Origin of the sequence: Rhizobium sp. P44RR-XXIV (assembly GCF_001999485.2) — a bacterium.
Classification (GTDB): Bacteria; Pseudomonadota; Alphaproteobacteria; order Rhizobiales; family Rhizobiaceae; genus Rhizobium.
In genome coordinates this window covers 309417-327386 of record NZ_MPVZ02000027.1, presented here as the reverse complement: position 1 = coordinate 327386, position 17970 = coordinate 309417, and the positions used below count along the sequence as shown (strand labels likewise).

Sequence of the window (17970 nt, the reverse complement as noted above, 5' to 3'; positions counted from 1 at the left end):
TGCGGATGAATTAGTGACTTTCGCGCGGCACCTTTGCGCCGCGTCCTCCAACCAGAAAGTCGAGGTCAGCACCGGTATCTGCCTGCATGACCGTCCTCACGTAGAGGCTCTGGTATCCGGAAGTCATCGCCGGCGCCGGCTCGCTCCAGACAGAACGCCTTCGTGCAAGCTCTTCTTCCGGCACCTCGAGAATGAGCGTGCGGGCATCAACATCGAGCGCAATGAAATCGCCCTGCTGGACGAGAGCCAATGGGCCGCCGGCGGCCGCTTCGGGGGAGACGTGAAGTACCACGGTCCCATAGGCCGTACCGCTCATTCTGCCGTCTGAGACACGCACCATGTCGCGAACACCCTTCTCGAGCAGCTTGCTTGGCAACGCCATGTTGCCGACTTCGGCCATGCCCGGATAGCCACGCGGGCCGGCGCCCTTCAGCACCAGAACAGAGTTCTCGTCGACATCAAGATTGGGATCGTCGATCCTGGCATGGAAGTCCTCGATGTTTTCGAAGACCACGGCCCTTCCGCGATGACGCATCAGATGCGGTGACGCGGCGGAAGGTTTCAGCACCGCGCCATCCGGGGCGAGATTGCCCTTGAGCACGGCAATGCCGCCGCTCTCGACGAGAGGGGTCGCTCGGGATCGGATAACGTCGGGATTGTGATTGACGACGTCAGCAATATTCTCGCCGACGGTCATGCCTGAAACGGTGAGCACGTCGAGGTTCAAAAGATCCTTGATCTCGGACATCACGACGGGGATGCCTCCGGCGTAACAGAAATCTTCCATCAGGTATTTTCCCGACGGCATCAGATCGACGATCGTCGGAACGTCGCGCCCGAGCCTGTCCCAATCCTGAAGCGAGAGATCGACGCCGATCCGTCCGGCGATGGCGAGCAGATGGACGACGGCATTGGTCGAACCGCCGACCGCACCGTTGATCTTGATGGCATTTTCGAACGCCGCTTTTGTGAGGATCTTCGAGAGACGCATGTTCTCCTTGACCATGGCGACAGCGCGGCGGCCCGTCATTCGGGCAAGCCGCGCGCGCCGGGCATCGACAGCAGGCCAGGCCGCGTTGGTGGGCAGCGCGACACCAAGGGCTTCCACCATCGACGCCATGGTCGAGGCCGTTCCCATGGTCATACAGTGACCGGGAGAGCGTGACATGGCGCTTTCGGCCTCCATGAACTCCTGCCGGCTCATCGTGCCTGCCCGCACCTCCTCGGAGAATTTCCACACGTCCGTCCCGGAGCCGATCGGCTTGCCACGGAAATTGCCGTTCAGCATCGGCCCGCCGGAGATGACGATCGTCGGCAGGTCGCAGCTTGCGGCCCCCATGAGCAGCGACGGCGTGGTCTTGTCGCATCCTGCCATCAAGATAACGCCATCCATCGGGTTGGCGCGGATCGCCTCCTCGACATCCATCGACGCCAGGTTGCGAAACAGCATGGCGGTCGGGCGGAGATTGGATTCGCCGCAGGAAAACACCGGAAACTCCAAAGGCAGGCCGCCGGCTTCCAGAACACCCGCCTTGATGTGGGTAACAAGCTCGCGGAAATGCGCGTTGCACGGCGTGAATTCCGAGAAGGTATTGCAGATGCCGATGACGGGCCGGCCATCGAAGACGTCATCGGGCAGACCGCCATTCTTCATCCAGGACCGGTGTATGAACCCGTCCTTGTCCACCCCGCCAAACCAGGCCTGCGACCTGCGCTTCGGATCCTCGGACATGATAGCTCCTATTTGTATAATGATTTATATTTTTGTTATACAAATGAGCTGGACCCGTCAAGCGGCGGGGAACTTGTGACCACAGGCTGAAGAAGCTAGAGATGTCCTGATTTGGGGAGAACGAATGGCCGGCATGAATTCAGGCGCCGACGAAACGAGCCTTGGCACGAGAGAGCGGTTCCACGACGCAGTCGTGCAGGCTCTTGGCGAGCGAATCGTCGGAGGTTCGCTTGCAGCTGGCGCCTCCATCGGCACCGAGCAGGAGCTGTGCGACCAGTTTGGAACGTCGCGCACCGTCATTCGCGAAGCCATCAAGATCCTGTCGGCCAAGGGCCTTCTCGACAGCCGTCCCAGAAGCGGTACAAGGGTCACCGATCATTCCGAATGGCATCTGCTGGACCCCCAGGTTCTCGCATGGCGGCTTGGGGCGATCGATGGCAGCGAAAGAGCGCGTCTCGACCTTTACGAGCTGCGCCAATCCTTCGAGCCGGCCGCCGCCGAGCTCGCCGCCGCGCGGGCGACTCCGCAAACATTGCAGAAGATGAAGCATGCATTGCTGGGTATGACGCTCGCCTCCAGCGCCGATGAGAAAATCGAGCATGATCTCGCATTTCATACCGCCATTCTGGCAGCCACCGGCAATGCTTTCTATCTCGCGCTGGGCTCGTTGATTTCAGCCGGGCTGAAACATGTTTTCAAGGTTAGCCTCGAGCAAACCGCGAAAGAGGACGAGCGCTGGATCCGCCGTCATCAGAATGTCTATGAAGCCATTGCCGAGGGCAACGGTCAGGCTGCGGCGGAACAGATGAAAAACCTCCTGCGCGAAGCCCAGGAGGTCCAGAAGCTGGAGCCGCCGAAATCCGGCAGTTAAGCGCTACCGTATTTGCAACATGCCGAGCGCCCTGGCATGCTGGGCAATGAGGCTTTGGCCGAACTCCGTTGGGCGCATGGCGGGTGCGCGATCATGGACCACCAGGCCGGCCCTTTCCGCGAAGAGGCGCTTGCCGTAGCACATCAGATGCTCGATCCCCTGCATGACGGTAACGGCGGATGGCAACATGGCCCGGTAGACCTCCTCGGCGCGGCTTTCGTCGTCAACATGAAAGGCATTGTATGCCCTGACCGCGTAGTCGATGAGATCGGGTGCGAGAATATAGCCGGCGCAACCGGCTCGCAGCCCGTCCAGCAACTCCAACCCTCCCCTGCCGTTGAAGACCGGTACATCTCCGCCGACAGCATCCATCAAGGCCTTGACCTCCACCGCTGATCCTTCCGCCTTGAGCACGCGCACATTGGGATGCGCGTTGCGCAGTGCGGCAAGGTCCGGGCCTGTCAGTCCCCGCCCGAGAAAGGCTGGCGCGTTCTGGATTGCCACCGGCAGGGCCGTCGCATCTGCAACGCGGCCGAAGAAGTCGATATATTCCTTAGCCCCGAAAGAACCGACCGGCGGCGGCTGAAGTATGACCCAGTCCGCCCCTGCCCGCTCCGCATGACGGACCTGTTCGATCTGTTCAGCAACCGATGTGCCGAAGATTGTGAAGGCGAGCGGCAGACGCCCGGCATTGTCCTCGGCAAGCCAATCCATCACGATGCGCCGCTCATTGCCCGCCAGCTTGGATACCTCGGTGGCAAGGCCGAGCGCCGCAAGACCATGAACGCCTTGGGCAATGCAGATGTCCGTCTGCCGTTTCATCGCCGCCCGATCCAGTTTCTCGTCTCCGTCGAAGAAGGCGTAGAGGATTGCGTGAATGCCGTGCAGTTTCTCAGGTTCGAATGTCATTCTAGATAACCTCACTGTCTTGAAAGCCGAAGAGCCGGTGTCCCTGTCCGGACGATCGCAATGCCGAGCACACCGCCCACAATCAGCGCCGATGCCACCAGGGTCAGCGCGATGTCATATGTTCCGGTCGAGTCCTTGATCCAGCCGATCACCGGAGGCAGCGCCAGGCCGGCAACATTCGCCAAAGCATTGATCAGCGCGATCGATATGGCGGCCGCGATACCGGAGACGAGTTCGGTCGTGACGGCCCAGAAGATCGGAATAACAGCCCAATTGAGCGCGACGGAAAGCACCAGCAACAGGTAGGAGAGGCGCGCGTCGCCGGCATAGGTCGCACCCAGAAGGCATGCCCCCGCCAGCGCGAGCGGAAGTCCCAAATGGAAGGCCCGCTCGCCGGTCCGGTCGGAATGCCGGCTATTGAAGAACATGAAGACGCAGGCGGCAAGGAACGGCACGGCTGAAAGCAGACTCACCGCCAAATTGCCGCCGCCGGAGAGGTTCTTGACGATCAGCGGCATGAACAGGGTGATGCCGATCGTGCCAAAGGCCTGCAGCAGCCAGAAGAAGGCGAGAAGCCAGACGCGAATACTCGAGAAGGCGACACTCCAGGATGCGTGGTGGGATACCGGCGCCTCGGCTTCCTCGGCCGCGATCGTGCGCTCGAGATTATCCTGCTGCGTCGCCGTAAGCCAAGCCGCATCCTTTGGACGATCCGGCAGGAACTTCAGCACTGCAAAGCCCAGGAGAACGGCCGGAATACCTTCGATCAGGAACACCCAGCGCCATCCCGAAAGACCGAGAATACCATGCGCATTGAGCAGCAGGCCCGAAAGCGGCAGGCCGATGACCGATGCGAGCGCGGCTCCGATATAGAAGAAGGACATGGCGTTGGCGCGATCGCGCGACGGATACAATTTCGCAAGATAGTAGATGATTCCAGGCGTAAAGCCGGCTTCTGCCGCGCCGAGAAGAAGTCGCATGCCGTAGAGCTGGTGGGCGCTCGAAACAAACGCCATGCCCGCTGCGACGATCCCCCACGTGATCATGATGCGCGCAATCCAGCGGCGCGCGCCGAAGCGGGTCAGGAGCACATTGCTCGGTATTTCGAAGACGATATAGGTCGCAAAGAATATGCCGGCCGCGAGCCCATACATCTGGCTCGTCAATCCAAGTTCGGCGTTCATGCCGAGAGCGGCCACCGAAATGTTGGATCGGTCGATATAGGCAACGAGATAGAGCAGCATCAGAAACGGCAGAATGCGCAGATTGATGCGGCGAACCGCTTCCGTGTTGGTATCGAGATTCATTTTCCCCTCCCCGCCACCTCCGTGGCGTCCATCAAACATCATACCTTTAACATATGATGTTTGATGAGCAACATGCCATTTGCATTTATTCGCGCATTCTGATTGGTCTGCGTGGCGACTGAGGCGAGGAATCCGCATGACAAAACCGAATAGGACGATGGCACTTGTGGAGGCCCTTGGCGTCCGCATCGCCTCCGGGCAGATCGCTCCGGGCAGCTATCTTCCGTCGGAAACCGAGCTGGAGCATGAGTTCGGCGTCAGCCGCACGGTCGTGCGCGAGGCGGCGAAGATATTGTCGGCCAAAGGCCTGGTGACCGTCAGGCAGCGGACCGGCACGAGGGTCGAACCACGCGAAAAGTGGCAGTGGCTTGATGCCGAGTTGATCGGGTGGCTGTCGAACGGACGCATCTCCCATGCCGAACTGCTGGCATTTGCGGAAGTGCGTGAGATCGTCGAACCCGGCGCCGTGGCATTGGCGGCCCTACGTGCCAGCACTGCTGAACGGGAAACCATCATGGGCGCATACCGACGCATGGAGGAAAGCCAGGACGATCCGGTCGCCGCCGTTGCCGCGGACAAGGAATTTCACCTCTCCATATTGGCGGCCACGCATAATCCGGTACTGCAAAGTCTGCGCCAGCCGATTGAATCGATACTCGATGCCGTGTTTCCGCATACGGTCGGAGCTTTCTCGTTCAACCTCGAAAACCACCATGCCGTGGCCCATGCCATCATGGCAAAGGATGCTGTGGCCGCTCGTGCCGCAATGGAAATTCTGCTGAGAGAAACCACTAGGTTTCTGGAGAGCCTGCCGAAATCGCCGATGAAGGATGCTACAATAGGCTGATATTGCCAGCGATCGCCATGACCTTCCCGATGACCTGTCGCAGTCAATGAAGCTTCCGCTCGGATGGGAATGTGCGCTGCAGGCTGTCACGTCAGAACAGCCGTGCTGCGATGAAGGATAGGCTGGCTTGGTCACCTAGAACGGCAGCCGGGCATTTTCCTTGACTTCCTTCATCACGAAAAAGGTTCGTGTCTGGCGCACGCCGGGAAGCGCAATCAATTTCTGGCCATGCAGCTTGTTGAAATCCGCCATGTCGCGCACGCGGATCTTCAGGAGGTAATCGAAATCGCCGGCAACCAGATTGCAGTCGAGCACTTCCTTCATCTCCATCACGGCGCCTTCGAAAGCCGCAAAACTCTCCGGCGTCGAACGATCGAGCACCACGCCGACCATCACGAGCGCCCCCAGCCCGACAGTTGCCGGCACGACTTCGGCGCGGACGCCGGCTATGTAGCCCTCGTCGAAAAGCCGCTGCGTCCGCCTGTGGCAGGTCGCGGCGCTGACATTTACACGCTCGGCCAGATCGGCATTGGTCAGCCGGCCCTCAGATTGCAGCGCACGCAGGATCTTAAGGTCGATTTTGTCGAGAGCCTGCATGGAAGATTCTTTCATTTTTCTGCCAGTTACCTGAGGGAAATCATCATATCGTACGAATTTATCCGAAACTCTGCAATAATTCAGGCAAACTTAGAGAGCACCTTTCGCACACTTTCTCCTATCCTCCCACCATCACCGGCACGGAGGTCATGATCGATGTCATTGCTTGAAAAATTCGAACGCTATCCCCTCACCTTCGGCCCGACGCCGATCGAGCACCTGCCGCGGCTGACCGCCGCGCTGGGCGGCAAGGTCCAGATCTATGCCAAGCGGGACGACTGCAATTCCGGTCTCGCCATGGGCGGCAACAAGCTCAGGAAGCTCGAATATATCGTTCCGGATGCGATTGCCTCGGGTGCCGATACGCTCGTGTCGATCGGCGGCGTGCAATCGAACCATACCCGCATGGTCGCCGCCACCGCCGCCAAGATCGGCATGAAGTGCGTGGTCATCCAGGAGAAATGGGTGCCGCATTATGACTCGGTCTATGACCGCGTGGGCAATATCCTGATGACGCGTCTTATGGGCGCTGACAGCCGCCTCGTCGATGATGGTTTCGACATCGGCATCCGCAAGAGCTGGGAAGATGCGATCCAATCCGTAAAAGATGCCGGCGGCAAGCCCTACCCGATCCCGGCCGGCGCTTCCGTGCACAAATATGGAGCGCTCGGCTATGTCGGCTTTGCCGAAGAGGTCGCGGCGCAGGAAAAGGAACTCGGCTTCACCTTCGACTATATCGTCGTCTGTGTCGTCACAGGCTCGACGCAGGGCGGCATGATCGTCGGCTTCGCCGCGCAGAACCGGGCGGAAAGCGTGATCGGCATCGATGCCTCGGGCACGCTCGACCAGACCCGTGCGCAGGTCCGCAAGATCGTCGATTCCACGGCAGAACTTGTGGACCTCGGTCGACCCATCCGCGAAAGCGAGATCGTCATCAACCCGGACTACGCCTATCCGGCCTATGGCGTCCCGTCAGAGGAGACCAACGACGCGATCCGGCTTGCGGCACGCACGGAGGCGATGATCACCGACCCGGTCTACGAAGGCAAATCCATGCAGGGCATGATCGATCTTACCCGCAAGGGCTTCTTCCCGGAGGGTTCCAAGGTCCTATACGCCCACCTCGGCGGCGCACCGGCTCTTAACGGCTACAGCTATTACTACAAGGACGGCTGAGCTCGATCAGCGCGACAGACGCTCGCCGACAAAAGGCGAGCGCCTGAGATTAGGCTCTAGCGAAGTTCGATGATGGCACAGCCATAGGCTTCGAGCGACAGGGCGCCGGATACCGCCTTGCCATTGTCGAGAAGATTGATCCCCGCCGGGACTTCCCTCAGCTCTGCACGCTGATCGAGGTAGTTTTGCAGGAACAGCAGCTGCCGATCGTCGTTCTGGCGCATCGTCACCTCGACACCATCAGGCAGATCGCCGACGAGCGGCGCGATGCCGGCCTCTGCGAAGGTCCTGTCAGCCAGCGCGTCCGTCAGCTCCGGCGTCAGATAGGTGCCGAGATAGAGCACGCGGCCCTTGCCAACCCGACGCAAGGTCGCCATCGGCTGGCCTTCGGCATAACGGTTCGACCATGCCGCCACCGCCTCGACATCATCTGTAACGGCCAGGTTCTCATAGAAATGAGCTGCCTCGATCTCGCGATTGCCGATGGTGAAGCGGCGAACGCGCCGATGGGATTCGGCCGGGCGATTGGGGGGGATGACAAGTCCACCCGATCGAGACATGACGTCGAACAGGCCCTTGGCGCCGGGTGCCGCCAGCCGGCCGAAATCCTCGACCTTGACGCCGGTCAGCCGGGTCAGCGACGATCCGGGTGCCGCCTCGCGGATGACGTGATTGTTCTCGTCACGCGTGCCGGTGCGCGCGCCGATAATCACCGTACCGCCGTCTCTGGCAAAGGCTTCGAGCTTCTCGGTCCACTCATCCTTCCACATCACCCAATGGGGAACATAGAGCAGCTTCAGCCGCGAAAGATCGTCCTCGGGATGGATGAAGCCGCAGGCGATGCCGCGATCGTAGCAATATTGGTGCAGCTGAACGGCGTCATCCTGCGGGCTTGGTAGGCCAATCGAATAGGTCTTGTGCGCTTCCTGATTGTCGAAATCCGAGCCGGCGATACCGACATCCATGCGCACATAAGTGCCGAGGACCTTGTCCTTCAATGCCGTCATCTCGGTGGCAAACTGCTTTGCCTCGTCGTAGCGATGACGCGGCACGTCATCATGGTCAATGACACCCATCCAGTAGATCTCAGCGCCGAAATGCGCCGGCCGCCAGCGGAAGAACATCAACCCATCGGCGCCGCGTGCGACCGAGGACATGGCCATGCGCCGCATCTCGCCGGGCTCCGGCGTCAGCGTGCAGAAACCAGGCTGGCTGCCGAAACCGGATTGCTGCTCGGGGACGATGTAATTACCGGAGAAACCGCGGCAGATATCGAGATGAAGCGCCTGCACCTTGGCGTGGTTGCCGATGCGCTGGAACTCGTCATAGAGCATCGGATAGATGTCATAGCCGACGAAATCGAGGTCGGTGGAGAACTGGCCACGGAAGTCGATATCGCGAAGGCCGCCGAGATTGTGGAAGATGAACCATTCCGCCTTGGTGGCACGCAGGATTTCCACCTGATCATGCTGAAAGCGTGCTGTCGCGAAGGCGAGGAAGCGGTGATAATCCTGCAGATGCCCAGGGCTTGGGAAGGTCGGCCCGAACTCGATGGGAAGGACCACCTGGCTGAAATCGTCATAGGCTGTCGCCCAGAAATCACCGCCCCAGGCGAAATTGAGCTTGTCGATCGTCCCGTATTTATCGGCGAGAAAGAGTTGGAATTCCGAAAGCGTCGCCGCCGAGAAGGATTCCGGCATGCTGGTGTTGAGCTCGTTGTCTGTCTGCCAGCCGACGACATGCGGATTGTCCCGATAGTTCTCGGCCATGGCCTTGGTGATGCGCTTGCTATGCTCGCGAAACACCGGGCTTGCGGTGTCGGCATGCTGGCGCGAACCGTGGCTCATCTTACGGCCATTGCCGTCGACGCGAAGGATTTCCGGATGGGCAACCGTCAGCCAGCGCGGCGGTGTTGCCGTCGGCGTGCACATGATAATATCGATGCCGTGGCGCGCCAGTACCTCGATGGCACGGTCGAACAGATCGAAATCGAAAGTGCCGAGTTTCGGTTCGAACAGATGCCAGGCGAATTCGCCGAGACGGACGATGTTGAAGCCGGCCTCGGCCATGCGCTTGGCATCACGCTCCCAATAGCTCTCGTCGACATGTTCCGGATAATGCGGTGCGCCGACGAGAAACCTGTCGGTCTTGATGGTCCGCCATACGGAAAGATCGTTCTTGCTGCTGCTTGCTGACACGGTATCAGGCTCCTGAGCTGTTATTTGTCGAGTATCGGCTTGCGAACCGTGATGGTCCGCTCGTCCTGGGTGGAAAACAGGTAGATCTCGCGCGGGTCGATGCTGAGGCTGACCACCGCATCGGCATTGATGCCGGCGACATGGCCGACCTGCACGGTTATGTTGCCGGTGCCGCTTTCAGAGCTGACGCATTGCAGCTCGCCAGCATCGACGTAGAGGATGGTCTCGCGGCCCAGATGCTCGACGAGGCGCACGCGGCCGGCAATCGCCGCGCCGGCCGATGGGACATCCGCAACCGCGATGCTTTCCGGCCGGATGCCGAGCGTGAGCTTTGCGCCTTTCTCGACCGACAAGCCGGCTGTGAGTTCGACGGCGATAGGCGCCAGACCCGGAGCGGAAACCGTAACCGAGTTTCCGGAGACCTGGTCGACCGTAACGGGGAAGAAGTTCATCCGCGGCGCGCCAAGGAAGCCGGCGACGAAGAGATTGACCGGATTGCGGTAAAGCTCGAGCGGCGAGCCGACCTGCTCGATAATGCCACGATTGAGAACGACGATGCGGCTTGCCATGGTCATGGCTTCGATCTGGTCGTGGGTGACATAGACCATGGTCGCGCCTAGTTCGGCGTGCAGGCCGCTTAGTTCGACGCGCATCTGCGTACGAAGTGCCGCATCCAGATTGGACAGCGGCTCGTCGAACAGAAAGACGTCGGGCGAGCGGGTGATGGCGCGGCCGATCGCGACACGCTGGCGCTGACCGCCGGAAAGCTGCTTCGGTCGTTTATCGAGCTGGTCAGTGATCCTGAGGATCTTGGCGGCGCGTGCCACCGCCTGATCGATCTCTGCCTTCGGCCTCTTCGCCATGCGCAGACCGAAGCCCATATTCTCGGCAACCGTCATGTGCGGATAAAGAGCATAGGACTGGAACACCATGGCAATGCCGCGATCGCCGGGTTCGGCGGTGCTGACATCGCGGCCATTGATCATGATCTGGCCGGAAGAGATCGTTTCCAATCCGGCGATCGACTTCAGCAGCGTGGACTTGCCGCAGCCTGATGGTCCGACCATGACGATGAACTCGCCCTGCTCGACGGAGAGATCGATGCCGCGCAGCGCATGATAGGCGCCGTAATTCTTGTTGACGTGACGAAGTTCGAGACTGGTCATGCTTCAAGGCTCTCAAGGAAAGGATTGGCACGAAGGGCGGCGGAGACGATGACGAAGCTGCTCATCCCTTCACCGCGCCCATGGTGAGACCGGCGATGAAATGCCGTTGCATGAGGAAGAACATCACCACCGGAGGGACGGCGACGACGATTGTGCCGGCCGAAATCAGGTTCCATGCGGAGACCCATTCGCCGCGCAGATTGGCAAGCCCTGCGGTGACCGGCTTTACCGTGTCGCTCACCGTCAGCACCACGGCCCAGAAATAGTCGTTCCAGACGAAGGTGAAGATCAGGATCGCCAGCGCCGCCAGAGCCGGCCGCACCAGGGGCACGACCACATGAATGAGCGTCTGGAAGGGCGTCGCGCCCTCGGCCCTCGCAGCCTGGAACAGCTCGTCCGGCAAGGCAGCGATGAAGTTGCGCATGAACAGCGTCGCAAAGCCGGTCTGGAAGGCGATATGGAAAATGACCAGCGCCGCCGTGGTATCGTAAAGGCCGATGCGCACCATCAGGTCGCGCACGGGGATCATCATGATCTGATAGGGCAGGAAATTGCCGCCGACGAACAGGGCGAAGACCAGCATGTTGCCGCGGAAACGATAGCGCGCCAATACGAAGCCGGCGAGCGTGCTCAACGTCAGCACGCCGATGACGGCGGGTATGGTGATGGTCAGGCTATTCAGGAAATAGCGCGCCATCGGCGTCTGAGTGAAGACGGAGGTGTAGTTATCCACCAGGCCGAATTGCGTCGGCCAGCCCCAGAGGTTTCCGCCCATCACGTCCTGCGTCGAGCGGAACGAGGTCAGGATGATGGCGAAGAGCGGGCATAGCCAGAGGATCAGGATGGCGAGCACGACGATGAAATAGAAGCGGCGACGCCAGATGGCATCTTCGGGGATCGGGCGCGGATACATCAGGCCCCTCTTTCTTCGATTCGAATGATGCGCGTGAGATACCAGACGATGAATACCGCCATGATCACGAACAGGACCGAGGCGATCGCCGCGCCATAGCCGAAGCGATAGGAGAAGATCGATTGCTCGAACATCTGGTAGGCAAGCACTTCGGAGGAGCCGAACGGGCCGCCCTGCGTCATCACCGAGACCATGTCGAAGGACCGGAGCGCGCCGACGACAGTGACAGCAATGGCGATGAAGGTAACCTGCGTCAGCTGCGGCAGGACGATATGGCGCAGCATGTTCCAGCCTCTCGCCCCATCGACACGGCCGGCGCCGATCAGCTCCTCGCTGAGACTGTTGAGGCCGGCGAGATAGAGCACCATGCAGAAGGCAATCTGCGGCCAGAGCGCCGCAATAACGATTGCGAAGGTGACGAAATGTTCGTCTGAAAGTACGGCCGGTGCCGTCGCGCCGAAGAAGCCGAAGATCAGGGCGAGCAATCCGAGTTGCGGCGTATAGACCCAGGTGAAGACGACGCCGACGGCGACCGAGGCCAGAACCAGCGGAATGAAGAAGAGCGACTTCATCAGCCGCATACCGCGGATCTTCTGATTGACGAGCAAGGCGATTGCGAGCCCGATGGGTGGCGCCGCCATGAACATGACCAGCCAGATGACATTGTTCTTCAGCGAGACATAGAATTGCGGGTCGTTGAGCAGCTCGACGTAATTGCCGAAGCCGATCCAGACCATCGGGCTGAAACCGTCCCAATCATGCAGGCTGATCCAGAGGCTTTCCACCGCCGACCACAGGATGACGACGGAAAAGAGAATGGCCGCAGGCAGGATCAGCAAGGTCGGGGTGAGCCACCAACGATGATGGCGCCAGAATGTCGTCATTTGATCCTCGTTCGGTGTGGAGAGGCGGAGCAGCAGCCCCGCCCCCCGGTCGCTGGGAGGAGAATTAGAGCTTGTAGATACGCTTGCGCGTACCCTCGAGCCGCTTCAGGATCGCGTCACGCCGCTCGGGCTTTGCCATGAACTCCTGGAAGCCGACGAGGCCGGCCTGGGCCATGTCGGGATCGCTGTCGCGGTCGTAATATTGCGACGTGCCCTGCACCGTCTTCAGCGCCTCGACGGCTGCATTGACGAGCGGATCCTGGCTCGGCGGCAGGTCGTTGCGCGGCGGCACGTTGCCGCCCGGCACCAGATAGGGGCCGAGATTTTCCGGGCGATAGAAATAGGCGAGGAACTCGCGCGCGCCCTGCTTGTTCTTCGCATTAGTCGGAATATGCACCGAATTCAGCGAGAACTCCTCGAAACGCCCGACCTTCGCATCGATCGTCGGGAAGGGTGCGAATGCGAGCTGATCGAGCTCTTCCCTCGGGAAGGTGGAACGAACGAAAGCGCCGAGATTCATCATGCCGGCCTTCTTCTGCGAGAGAAGCGCACCCGCCTCCTGCCAGCCGAAGGACGTGTTGTTCGGCGTGAAGAAATCCTGCTTGATTAGCGTTTCCCAATTGTCGAAGACCGGCTTCAGCGCTGGATCGAGATAGCTCATCTCGCCGTTCATCAGCGCCATGTGCTTATCGAGGCCGTTGATGCGCAGGTTCATCTGGTCGAACCAGCCGGCGGCCGGCCACAGCTCCTTGGTGCCCATGGCGATCGGCGTCAGGTTGGCGGCCTTGCATTTGGCGCCGAAGGCGAGGAAATCGTCCCAGCTCGCCGGAACCGTCGTGCCGAGCTGGCTGAAGACATCCTTGCGATAGAACATGCCCCAGAGCGTGCCACCTGTCGGCAGCCCATATTGCTTGCTGTCGACGGTGACGGAGCCGGCGGCCGCGCCGAGCACATCCTTGTATTTCTCCTTCTCGAAAAGATCGGAGATGTCATCGAAGAGGCCGCGCTTGACGAAGGCGCGCATGCGGTTTCCCGAAAACCAGAAGCAGATGTCGGGTGCGCCGGCGACCAGGTAGTTGCGGATCGCCGTCTTGTGCGCTTCGTGATCCATGTTGTTGACCACGACCTTGACGCCGGCCTGCTTGCCGAAGTCATCGGCGATCTTGCGCAGGATCCCTAGTGCCTCGGCGTTGCTTTCGTCGGAAATGATGTTGATGTCCTGGGCCTGCGCGATCGCAGGCATCGGAAAACCTGTCAGTGCGGCGACGGAAGCCGCCCCTGCACCCTTCAAGAAGACACGCCGGCTCGCCGGCCTTCCAAGCAAATTGAAAGTCATCTGAAACTCCTCCCGTTGTGACGTCTGTCCGCATCCTTGGCCAGCCAGCCGGACGAAAGCGTGGTGGGCGCCCCTCTTGCCCTTCCACGCATGGTCGCAACAAACCCGCCGCGGCAGCGCGTGTGCTCTGCCCGGAACATTGGGTTCGAGAAACCTTGTCTTACCGCTGACTTCTTCGTGCTTATGCACGAGCCGGATGTTGATCGACGAGTGAAGTTATGCATAAGTCTGAAACGGACGCAATAATTAATTTACAAAATTAAGAAAGAGAAATCGTGAAGCTGAAAGGCGACCAGAGCACGTCGCGAGCCCTTAACCGGCGGCTCATCCTCAATCTCCTGCGGCAGGAGGGACCGAGAAGCCGTGCCGAAATAGCGACGATTACAGGTCTGAGCCCGGCCGCCGTCACCTTCGTCATTGCCGATCTGATCGAGGAAGGACATGTCAGCGAAGGCAAGGCTGTGGCCGGACTTTCAGGCCGGCGCCCCATACCCGTGGAGATCAACTACACCAATGGATTGGCGATCGGCTTCAAACTGATGGTCGGCTCCGTCGAATGCGTCGTCACCGATCTGGCAACCAATCCTCTCGCCTCCTCCCGGCTAATCCTTACCGACAACGAGCCGGAGAATGTTGCCAGGGCTTTGGCTGACGCAGTACCCATGCTCGTCGAGGCAGCGGGACGACCGCACGCACGGCTGGCGGGGGTCGGCATTTCCGTGCCTGGCGTCATCGACAACGCTCAGGCCGTCTGCGTGCGCAGCTTCCGGTTCAAATGGAACAACGTGCCTTTCGCATCGATGGTGGCCCAAAGGGTCAAGGTGCCTGTCTGGCTCGAAGACGACACCAACGCCTATGCCATTGCCCAGCAGCTCTTCGGCCCGGGACGGCAGTATCGCAACATGGCGGTCCTTGCCATCGGCGTCGGCATTAGCTGCGCCCTTATCGTCGATGGAAAGCTCTATCGAGGCGCCCACGGTGCGGCCGGCAAATTCGGCCATACCCTGCACGAGGAGAATGGCCGGCTTTGCGAATGCGGCAAACGCGGATGCCTGATGGCCTATTATTCCGAGCCTGCGATGCTGCACACCTGGCGTGAGGCAACCGAACGTGACGACGGTCATAAACTCACAGATATGCTGGCGGCAGCAAAAGCCGGTGACCCGGAGACTGTCAGGATCTTGAGCGAGGCCGGCAACGGAATTGGAAAGGCGCTCGCCAATCTTGTCAACATCACCGACCCCGAGGTCATCGTCGTCGGAGGCGAAGCGGTTTCATTCGGCGATGCTCTTTTCGGCCCGCTGAAATCCAGCATGGCGACCCGCACCTTCTTTGCCTCGCCACCTCTGTTGCCCGATTGGGAAGACAATTCCTGGGCACGGGGTGCCGCCGCCCTCGTCACCCAGAAATTCTTCGATTTCGAGACGGCTGATGGGACGACCAGTGCCAGCGAACCCATTGCGCGAGCCTATTCCGCATCATCCACATAGGCCTGAGAGGGTCCGGCCCAGACGCATCCTCGCCATGGCTCCGATAAATTCGCTACACCGAATGTTAGATTGACTCTATTCTACGTCCTGCATAGATTTCTGTGACATTCCTGACTTGCGCCTGTGTTGAAGTGTGACGCAAACCGGTTGACGAGGCATCTTGATGGACACGACTGACCCGTCTCGCGATGACTGTCCTGAGGAATTCAATCTCACACGTCGGAAACTGATGGTGGGCGGCGCTTTGTTCGTCGGAGGCGTGTTGTTGTCTCCGGAGATTTCAGCCCAAACTTTGGGTACGGTCGCACCGGAGGTTTCGACGAGCTTCATGGAAGTATCGTCTCTGCTGATCGATCACCGTCTGGATCCCGAGGTCGGGGCACGCATGGCTGCGGCCATGTTGCGGATATACCCGACGATCGAACGGGATATCTCCGCCATTGTCCAAATTGCCAAGCAGAAGAACGCCAAGGTCGTCGAGGAATTCTTTGCCGATATTCCGGAAGGGAACCTGAAGGATACCGCCCTGGCCATTATTTCGGCCTGGTATACGGGCGTGGTGGAAAATTCGAGCACTGCGGAGGTCTTCGCCTTCGAGACGGCGCTCATGTACCAGCCGACCCATGACGTCATGACAATCCCGACCTACGCAATATCCGGTCCGAATGGATGGAATGCGGAGGCCCCGCCTCTCGGCAATATGCCGACATTCTGACGAGAGCCGCCGGGTGTGCGAATGCACGTTGCCGGCAGCTTAAAACGAATCGAGCGAGATGCCCTGAGCAAGACTGTATCAGAGGATCGGCTCGCAGCGGCTTTTGACGTGCCTACTCGAGTTTTCGGATAATGGAATCGCAAGATGGCAAACGACTACAGTGCCGATGTTATCGTTGTCGGGACAGGCGTCATCGGCTGCATCGTCGCCGAGCAAGCGCTGGATGCAGGCTTGTCCGTTCTCATGCTGGAAGCCGGCCCGCGTGTAGAACGCTGGCAGATCGTTGAGAATTATCGCAACGTACCGCCGCGGTTCAAACAGAACTGGAATGCGCCCTATCCGGCCAAGCCCTGGGCGCCACATATCGAATCTGAACTACCGGACGCCACGACCGACTATCTGCAGCTGGAAGGCCCGAACGGGCGCGCATACCGCCAGGGTTATGTGCGTTATGCCGGCGGCGCCACCTGGCATTGGGCTGGCATCTGTTGGCGGCTGCATCCCGATGATATGCGGCTGAAAAGCCTTTACGGCGTCGGCCGGGACTGGGCCTTCGATTACAACACGCTTGAGCCATATTACACTCGGGCCGAATATGCGTTGGGAGTCTGTGGTCCGTCCGAGGTCGAGCTGCAATGGCCGCCATTGCCGCGCTCCAGGCCCTATCCGATGGGACGCATTCCCTTAGGCCCGGGTGAGCAACGTTTCACAGACGCCGCCGCACGCGTCGGCATCACCAATCTTCCCGCGCCTCAAGCCCGCAATAGCGGCGTGTCCTACGACGGGCGACCGCCCTGTTGCGGCAACAACAATTGCTTCCCGGTCTGTCCGATCTCGGCGAAATACGATGCGGCGTCGGCGCTGCCACGGATCGAATCGAAGGGCGGCAGGATTCTTGCCAATGCGGTCGTCTACCGGGTGGAAACGGATGCGAAGCAGAACATCCAGGCGGTGCATTTCTTCAATCCCAACAAGGAAACGCAAAGGGTCGTCGGCCGGCTTTTTGCCATTGCCTGCAATGCCATCGAGACGCCGAAACTGCTGTTGATGTCCAAGGACGAGCGCAATCCGAATGGCGTTGCCAACCATTCGGATCAGGTTGGGCGCAATCTGATGGATCAGCCCAAGATCAGCGCGCAGATGCTGCTCGCAGAGCCGATGTGGACGGGCGTCGGTCCGGTGCAGGGCAGCAGCATCATGATGACGGGGCAAGGCGCATTCCGAAGCGAACACGCCGGCGCCATGCTTCGCTGCGAAAATGCCGCTCTCAGCGCCATAGGCGGGCAGGCAGCACTCGCGAAGGGCCTGGTCGGCAAGGCGCTGGACGCCGAGATTCGCCGGCTCTCGGCCTGCACGGCGCGACTGACGATCGAGCACGAGATCCTGCCGGATGCCAATAACCGCCTGACCCTGTCGGATAAGAAAGACTGGCTCGGCCTCAGCAAGCCGAACATCTACTACGATGTCGGCGACTATGTCCGCCGTAGCCATCAGGAATACACGCTGCCATTGCTGAAAAAACTGATCGCGGAGCTTGGCGCCGTCGAAAGCACTATCGCTACGATCTTCACCAACAGCGACCACATGATGGGAAGCTGCATCATGGGGACCGATCCCACGGACTCCGTCGTCGATGTCGACTGTCGCGCGCATGATCATCCAAACCTTTTCTTACCCGGCGGCGCGGCAATGACGACGGGAGGATGTGGCAACAGCACCATCACCATGGCGGCTTTGGCCATGAAGGCCAGTGACGCCATCGTTGACCAGTTGAAGCGGGGCTGAACGTGGACACTTTCCTCAGGTTCTTTGGCTTCAGGTTTTTAGGC

Annotated in this window: 15 protein-coding genes; 6 read left to right on the top strand and 9 right to left on the bottom strand. The window is 60.1% G+C overall.

Going from position 1 to position 17970, the window contains the following annotated elements; all coding sequences use genetic code 11:
* Positions 1 to 10 precede the first annotated feature (10 nt).
* A complete protein-coding gene (locus BSK43_RS13835) occupies positions 11 to 1732 on the bottom strand; it encodes an IlvD/Edd family dehydratase (protein WP_077472091.1) in 1722 nt (573 codons plus the stop codon).
* A 124-nt stretch (positions 1733 to 1856) separates the two neighbouring features.
* Here BSK43_RS13835 and BSK43_RS13830 point away from each other — a divergent pair, with 124 nt between their 5' ends.
* Positions 1857 to 2603, top strand: a complete 747-nt coding sequence (locus BSK43_RS13830) for a FadR/GntR family transcriptional regulator (RefSeq protein WP_077472092.1) — start codon at positions 1857 to 1859, stop codon at positions 2601 to 2603.
* A 3-nt stretch (positions 2604 to 2606) separates the two neighbouring features.
* On the opposite strand, the gene BSK43_RS13825 is transcribed toward BSK43_RS13830, so the two are convergent.
* Complete coding sequence (locus BSK43_RS13825; protein WP_077472093.1) at positions 2607 to 3512, bottom strand: dihydrodipicolinate synthase family protein; 906 nt, start codon at positions 3510 to 3512, stop codon at positions 2607 to 2609.
* 11 nt (positions 3513 to 3523) lie between these two features.
* Positions 3524 to 4819 carry an MFS transporter gene (locus BSK43_RS13820; protein WP_077472094.1) on the bottom strand — a complete coding sequence of 432 codons (1296 nt, stop codon included), beginning with the start codon at positions 4817 to 4819 and terminating at the stop codon, positions 3524 to 3526.
* A 136-nt stretch (positions 4820 to 4955) separates the two neighbouring features.
* Between BSK43_RS13820 and BSK43_RS13815 the strand changes: the two genes are divergently transcribed.
* Positions 4956 to 5666, top strand: a complete 711-nt coding sequence (locus BSK43_RS13815; RefSeq protein WP_077472095.1) for a FadR/GntR family transcriptional regulator — start codon at positions 4956 to 4958, stop codon at positions 5664 to 5666.
* Between the two features lie 135 nt (positions 5667 to 5801).
* Here BSK43_RS13815 and BSK43_RS13810 read toward each other — a convergent pair whose 3' ends face one another.
* Positions 5802 to 6278 carry an Lrp/AsnC ligand binding domain-containing protein gene (locus BSK43_RS13810; RefSeq protein WP_077472096.1) on the bottom strand — a complete coding sequence of 159 codons (477 nt, stop codon included), beginning with the start codon at positions 6276 to 6278 and terminating at the stop codon, positions 5802 to 5804.
* A gap of 141 nt (positions 6279 to 6419) precedes the next feature.
* On the opposite strand from BSK43_RS13810, the gene BSK43_RS13805 reads away from it, so the two are divergent.
* A complete protein-coding gene (locus tag BSK43_RS13805) occupies positions 6420 to 7439 on the top strand; it encodes a 1-aminocyclopropane-1-carboxylate deaminase (protein WP_068394891.1) in 1020 nt (339 codons plus the stop codon).
* Between the two features lie 56 nt (positions 7440 to 7495).
* On the opposite strand, the gene BSK43_RS13800 is transcribed toward BSK43_RS13805, so the two are convergent.
* From BSK43_RS13800 to BSK43_RS13780, 5 genes are all read right to left on the bottom strand, one after another.
* Positions 7496 to 9637 carry a beta-galactosidase gene (locus BSK43_RS13800; RefSeq protein WP_077472097.1) on the bottom strand — a complete coding sequence of 714 codons (2142 nt, stop codon included), beginning with the start codon at positions 9635 to 9637 and terminating at the stop codon, positions 7496 to 7498.
* 20 nt (positions 9638 to 9657) lie between these two features.
* Positions 9658 to 10803 (bottom strand): ABC transporter ATP-binding protein, encoded by a 1146-nt coding sequence (locus tag BSK43_RS13795; protein WP_077472098.1) that lies wholly within the window; start codon positions 10801 to 10803, stop codon positions 9658 to 9660.
* A 61-nt stretch (positions 10804 to 10864) separates the two neighbouring features.
* Positions 10865 to 11716, bottom strand: coding sequence for a carbohydrate ABC transporter permease (locus tag BSK43_RS13790; protein WP_077472099.1), 852 nt, complete (start codon positions 11714 to 11716; stop codon positions 10865 to 10867).
* Positions 11716 to 12600 carry a sugar ABC transporter permease gene (locus BSK43_RS13785; RefSeq protein ID WP_077472100.1) on the bottom strand — a complete coding sequence of 295 codons (885 nt, stop codon included), beginning with the start codon at positions 12598 to 12600 and terminating at the stop codon, positions 11716 to 11718. Before BSK43_RS13785 ends, BSK43_RS13790 begins: the two co-directional genes overlap by 1 nt.
* Before the next feature lie 64 nt (positions 12601 to 12664).
* The gene (locus BSK43_RS13780) at positions 12665 to 13936 is read right to left on the bottom strand and encodes an ABC transporter substrate-binding protein (protein ID WP_077472101.1); all 1272 of its coding nucleotides are present in this window, start codon (positions 13934 to 13936) and stop codon (positions 12665 to 12667) included.
* A 275-nt stretch (positions 13937 to 14211) separates the two neighbouring features.
* Between BSK43_RS13780 and BSK43_RS13775 the strand changes: the two genes are divergently transcribed.
* From BSK43_RS13775 to BSK43_RS13765, 3 genes are all read left to right on the top strand, one after another.
* The gene (locus tag BSK43_RS13775) at positions 14212 to 15426 is read left to right on the top strand and encodes an ROK family transcriptional regulator (RefSeq protein ID WP_077472102.1); all 1215 of its coding nucleotides are present in this window, start codon (positions 14212 to 14214) and stop codon (positions 15424 to 15426) included.
* A 163-nt stretch (positions 15427 to 15589) separates the two neighbouring features.
* Complete coding sequence (locus BSK43_RS13770; protein ID WP_077472103.1) at positions 15590 to 16141, top strand: sorbitol dehydrogenase family protein; 552 nt, start codon at positions 15590 to 15592, stop codon at positions 16139 to 16141.
* Positions 16142 to 16285: 144 nt separating this feature from the next.
* Positions 16286 to 17926, top strand: coding sequence for a GMC family oxidoreductase (locus tag BSK43_RS13765; protein WP_077472104.1), 1641 nt, complete (start codon positions 16286 to 16288; stop codon positions 17924 to 17926).
* Positions 17927 to 17970 lie beyond the last annotated feature (44 nt).

Coding starts and splice junctions, on each gene's coding strand:
- BSK43_RS13835 (WP_077472091.1), bottom strand. CDS start 1,732: ATGTCCGAGGATCCGAAGCGCAGGTCGCAGGCCTGGTTTGGCGGGGTG.
- BSK43_RS13795 (WP_077472098.1), bottom strand. CDS start 10,803: ATGACCAGTCTCGAACTTCGTCACGTCAACAAGAATTACGGCGCCTAT.
- BSK43_RS13785 (WP_077472100.1), bottom strand. CDS start 12,600: ATGACGACATTCTGGCGCCATCATCGTTGGTGGCTCACCCCGACCTTG.
- BSK43_RS13805 (WP_068394891.1), top strand. CDS start 6,420: ATGTCATTGCTTGAAAAATTCGAACGCTATCCCCTCACCTTCGGCCCG.
- BSK43_RS13780 (WP_077472101.1), bottom strand. CDS start 13,936: ATGACTTTCAATTTGCTTGGAAGGCCGGCGAGCCGGCGTGTCTTCTTG.
- BSK43_RS13810 (WP_077472096.1), bottom strand. CDS start 6,278: ATGAAAGAATCTTCCATGCAGGCTCTCGACAAAATCGACCTTAAGATC.
- BSK43_RS13790 (WP_077472099.1), bottom strand. CDS start 11,716: ATGTATCCGCGCCCGATCCCCGAAGATGCCATCTGGCGTCGCCGCTTC.
- BSK43_RS13830 (WP_077472092.1), top strand. CDS start 1,857: ATGGCCGGCATGAATTCAGGCGCCGACGAAACGAGCCTTGGCACGAGA.
- BSK43_RS13825 (WP_077472093.1), bottom strand. CDS start 3,512: ATGACATTCGAACCTGAGAAACTGCACGGCATTCACGCAATCCTCTAC.
- BSK43_RS13820 (WP_077472094.1), bottom strand. CDS start 4,819: ATGAATCTCGATACCAACACGGAAGCGGTTCGCCGCATCAATCTGCGC.
- BSK43_RS13815 (WP_077472095.1), top strand. CDS start 4,956: ATGACAAAACCGAATAGGACGATGGCACTTGTGGAGGCCCTTGGCGTC.
- BSK43_RS13770 (WP_077472103.1), top strand. CDS start 15,590: ATGGACACGACTGACCCGTCTCGCGATGACTGTCCTGAGGAATTCAAT.
- BSK43_RS13765 (WP_077472104.1), top strand. CDS start 16,286: ATGGCAAACGACTACAGTGCCGATGTTATCGTTGTCGGGACAGGCGTC.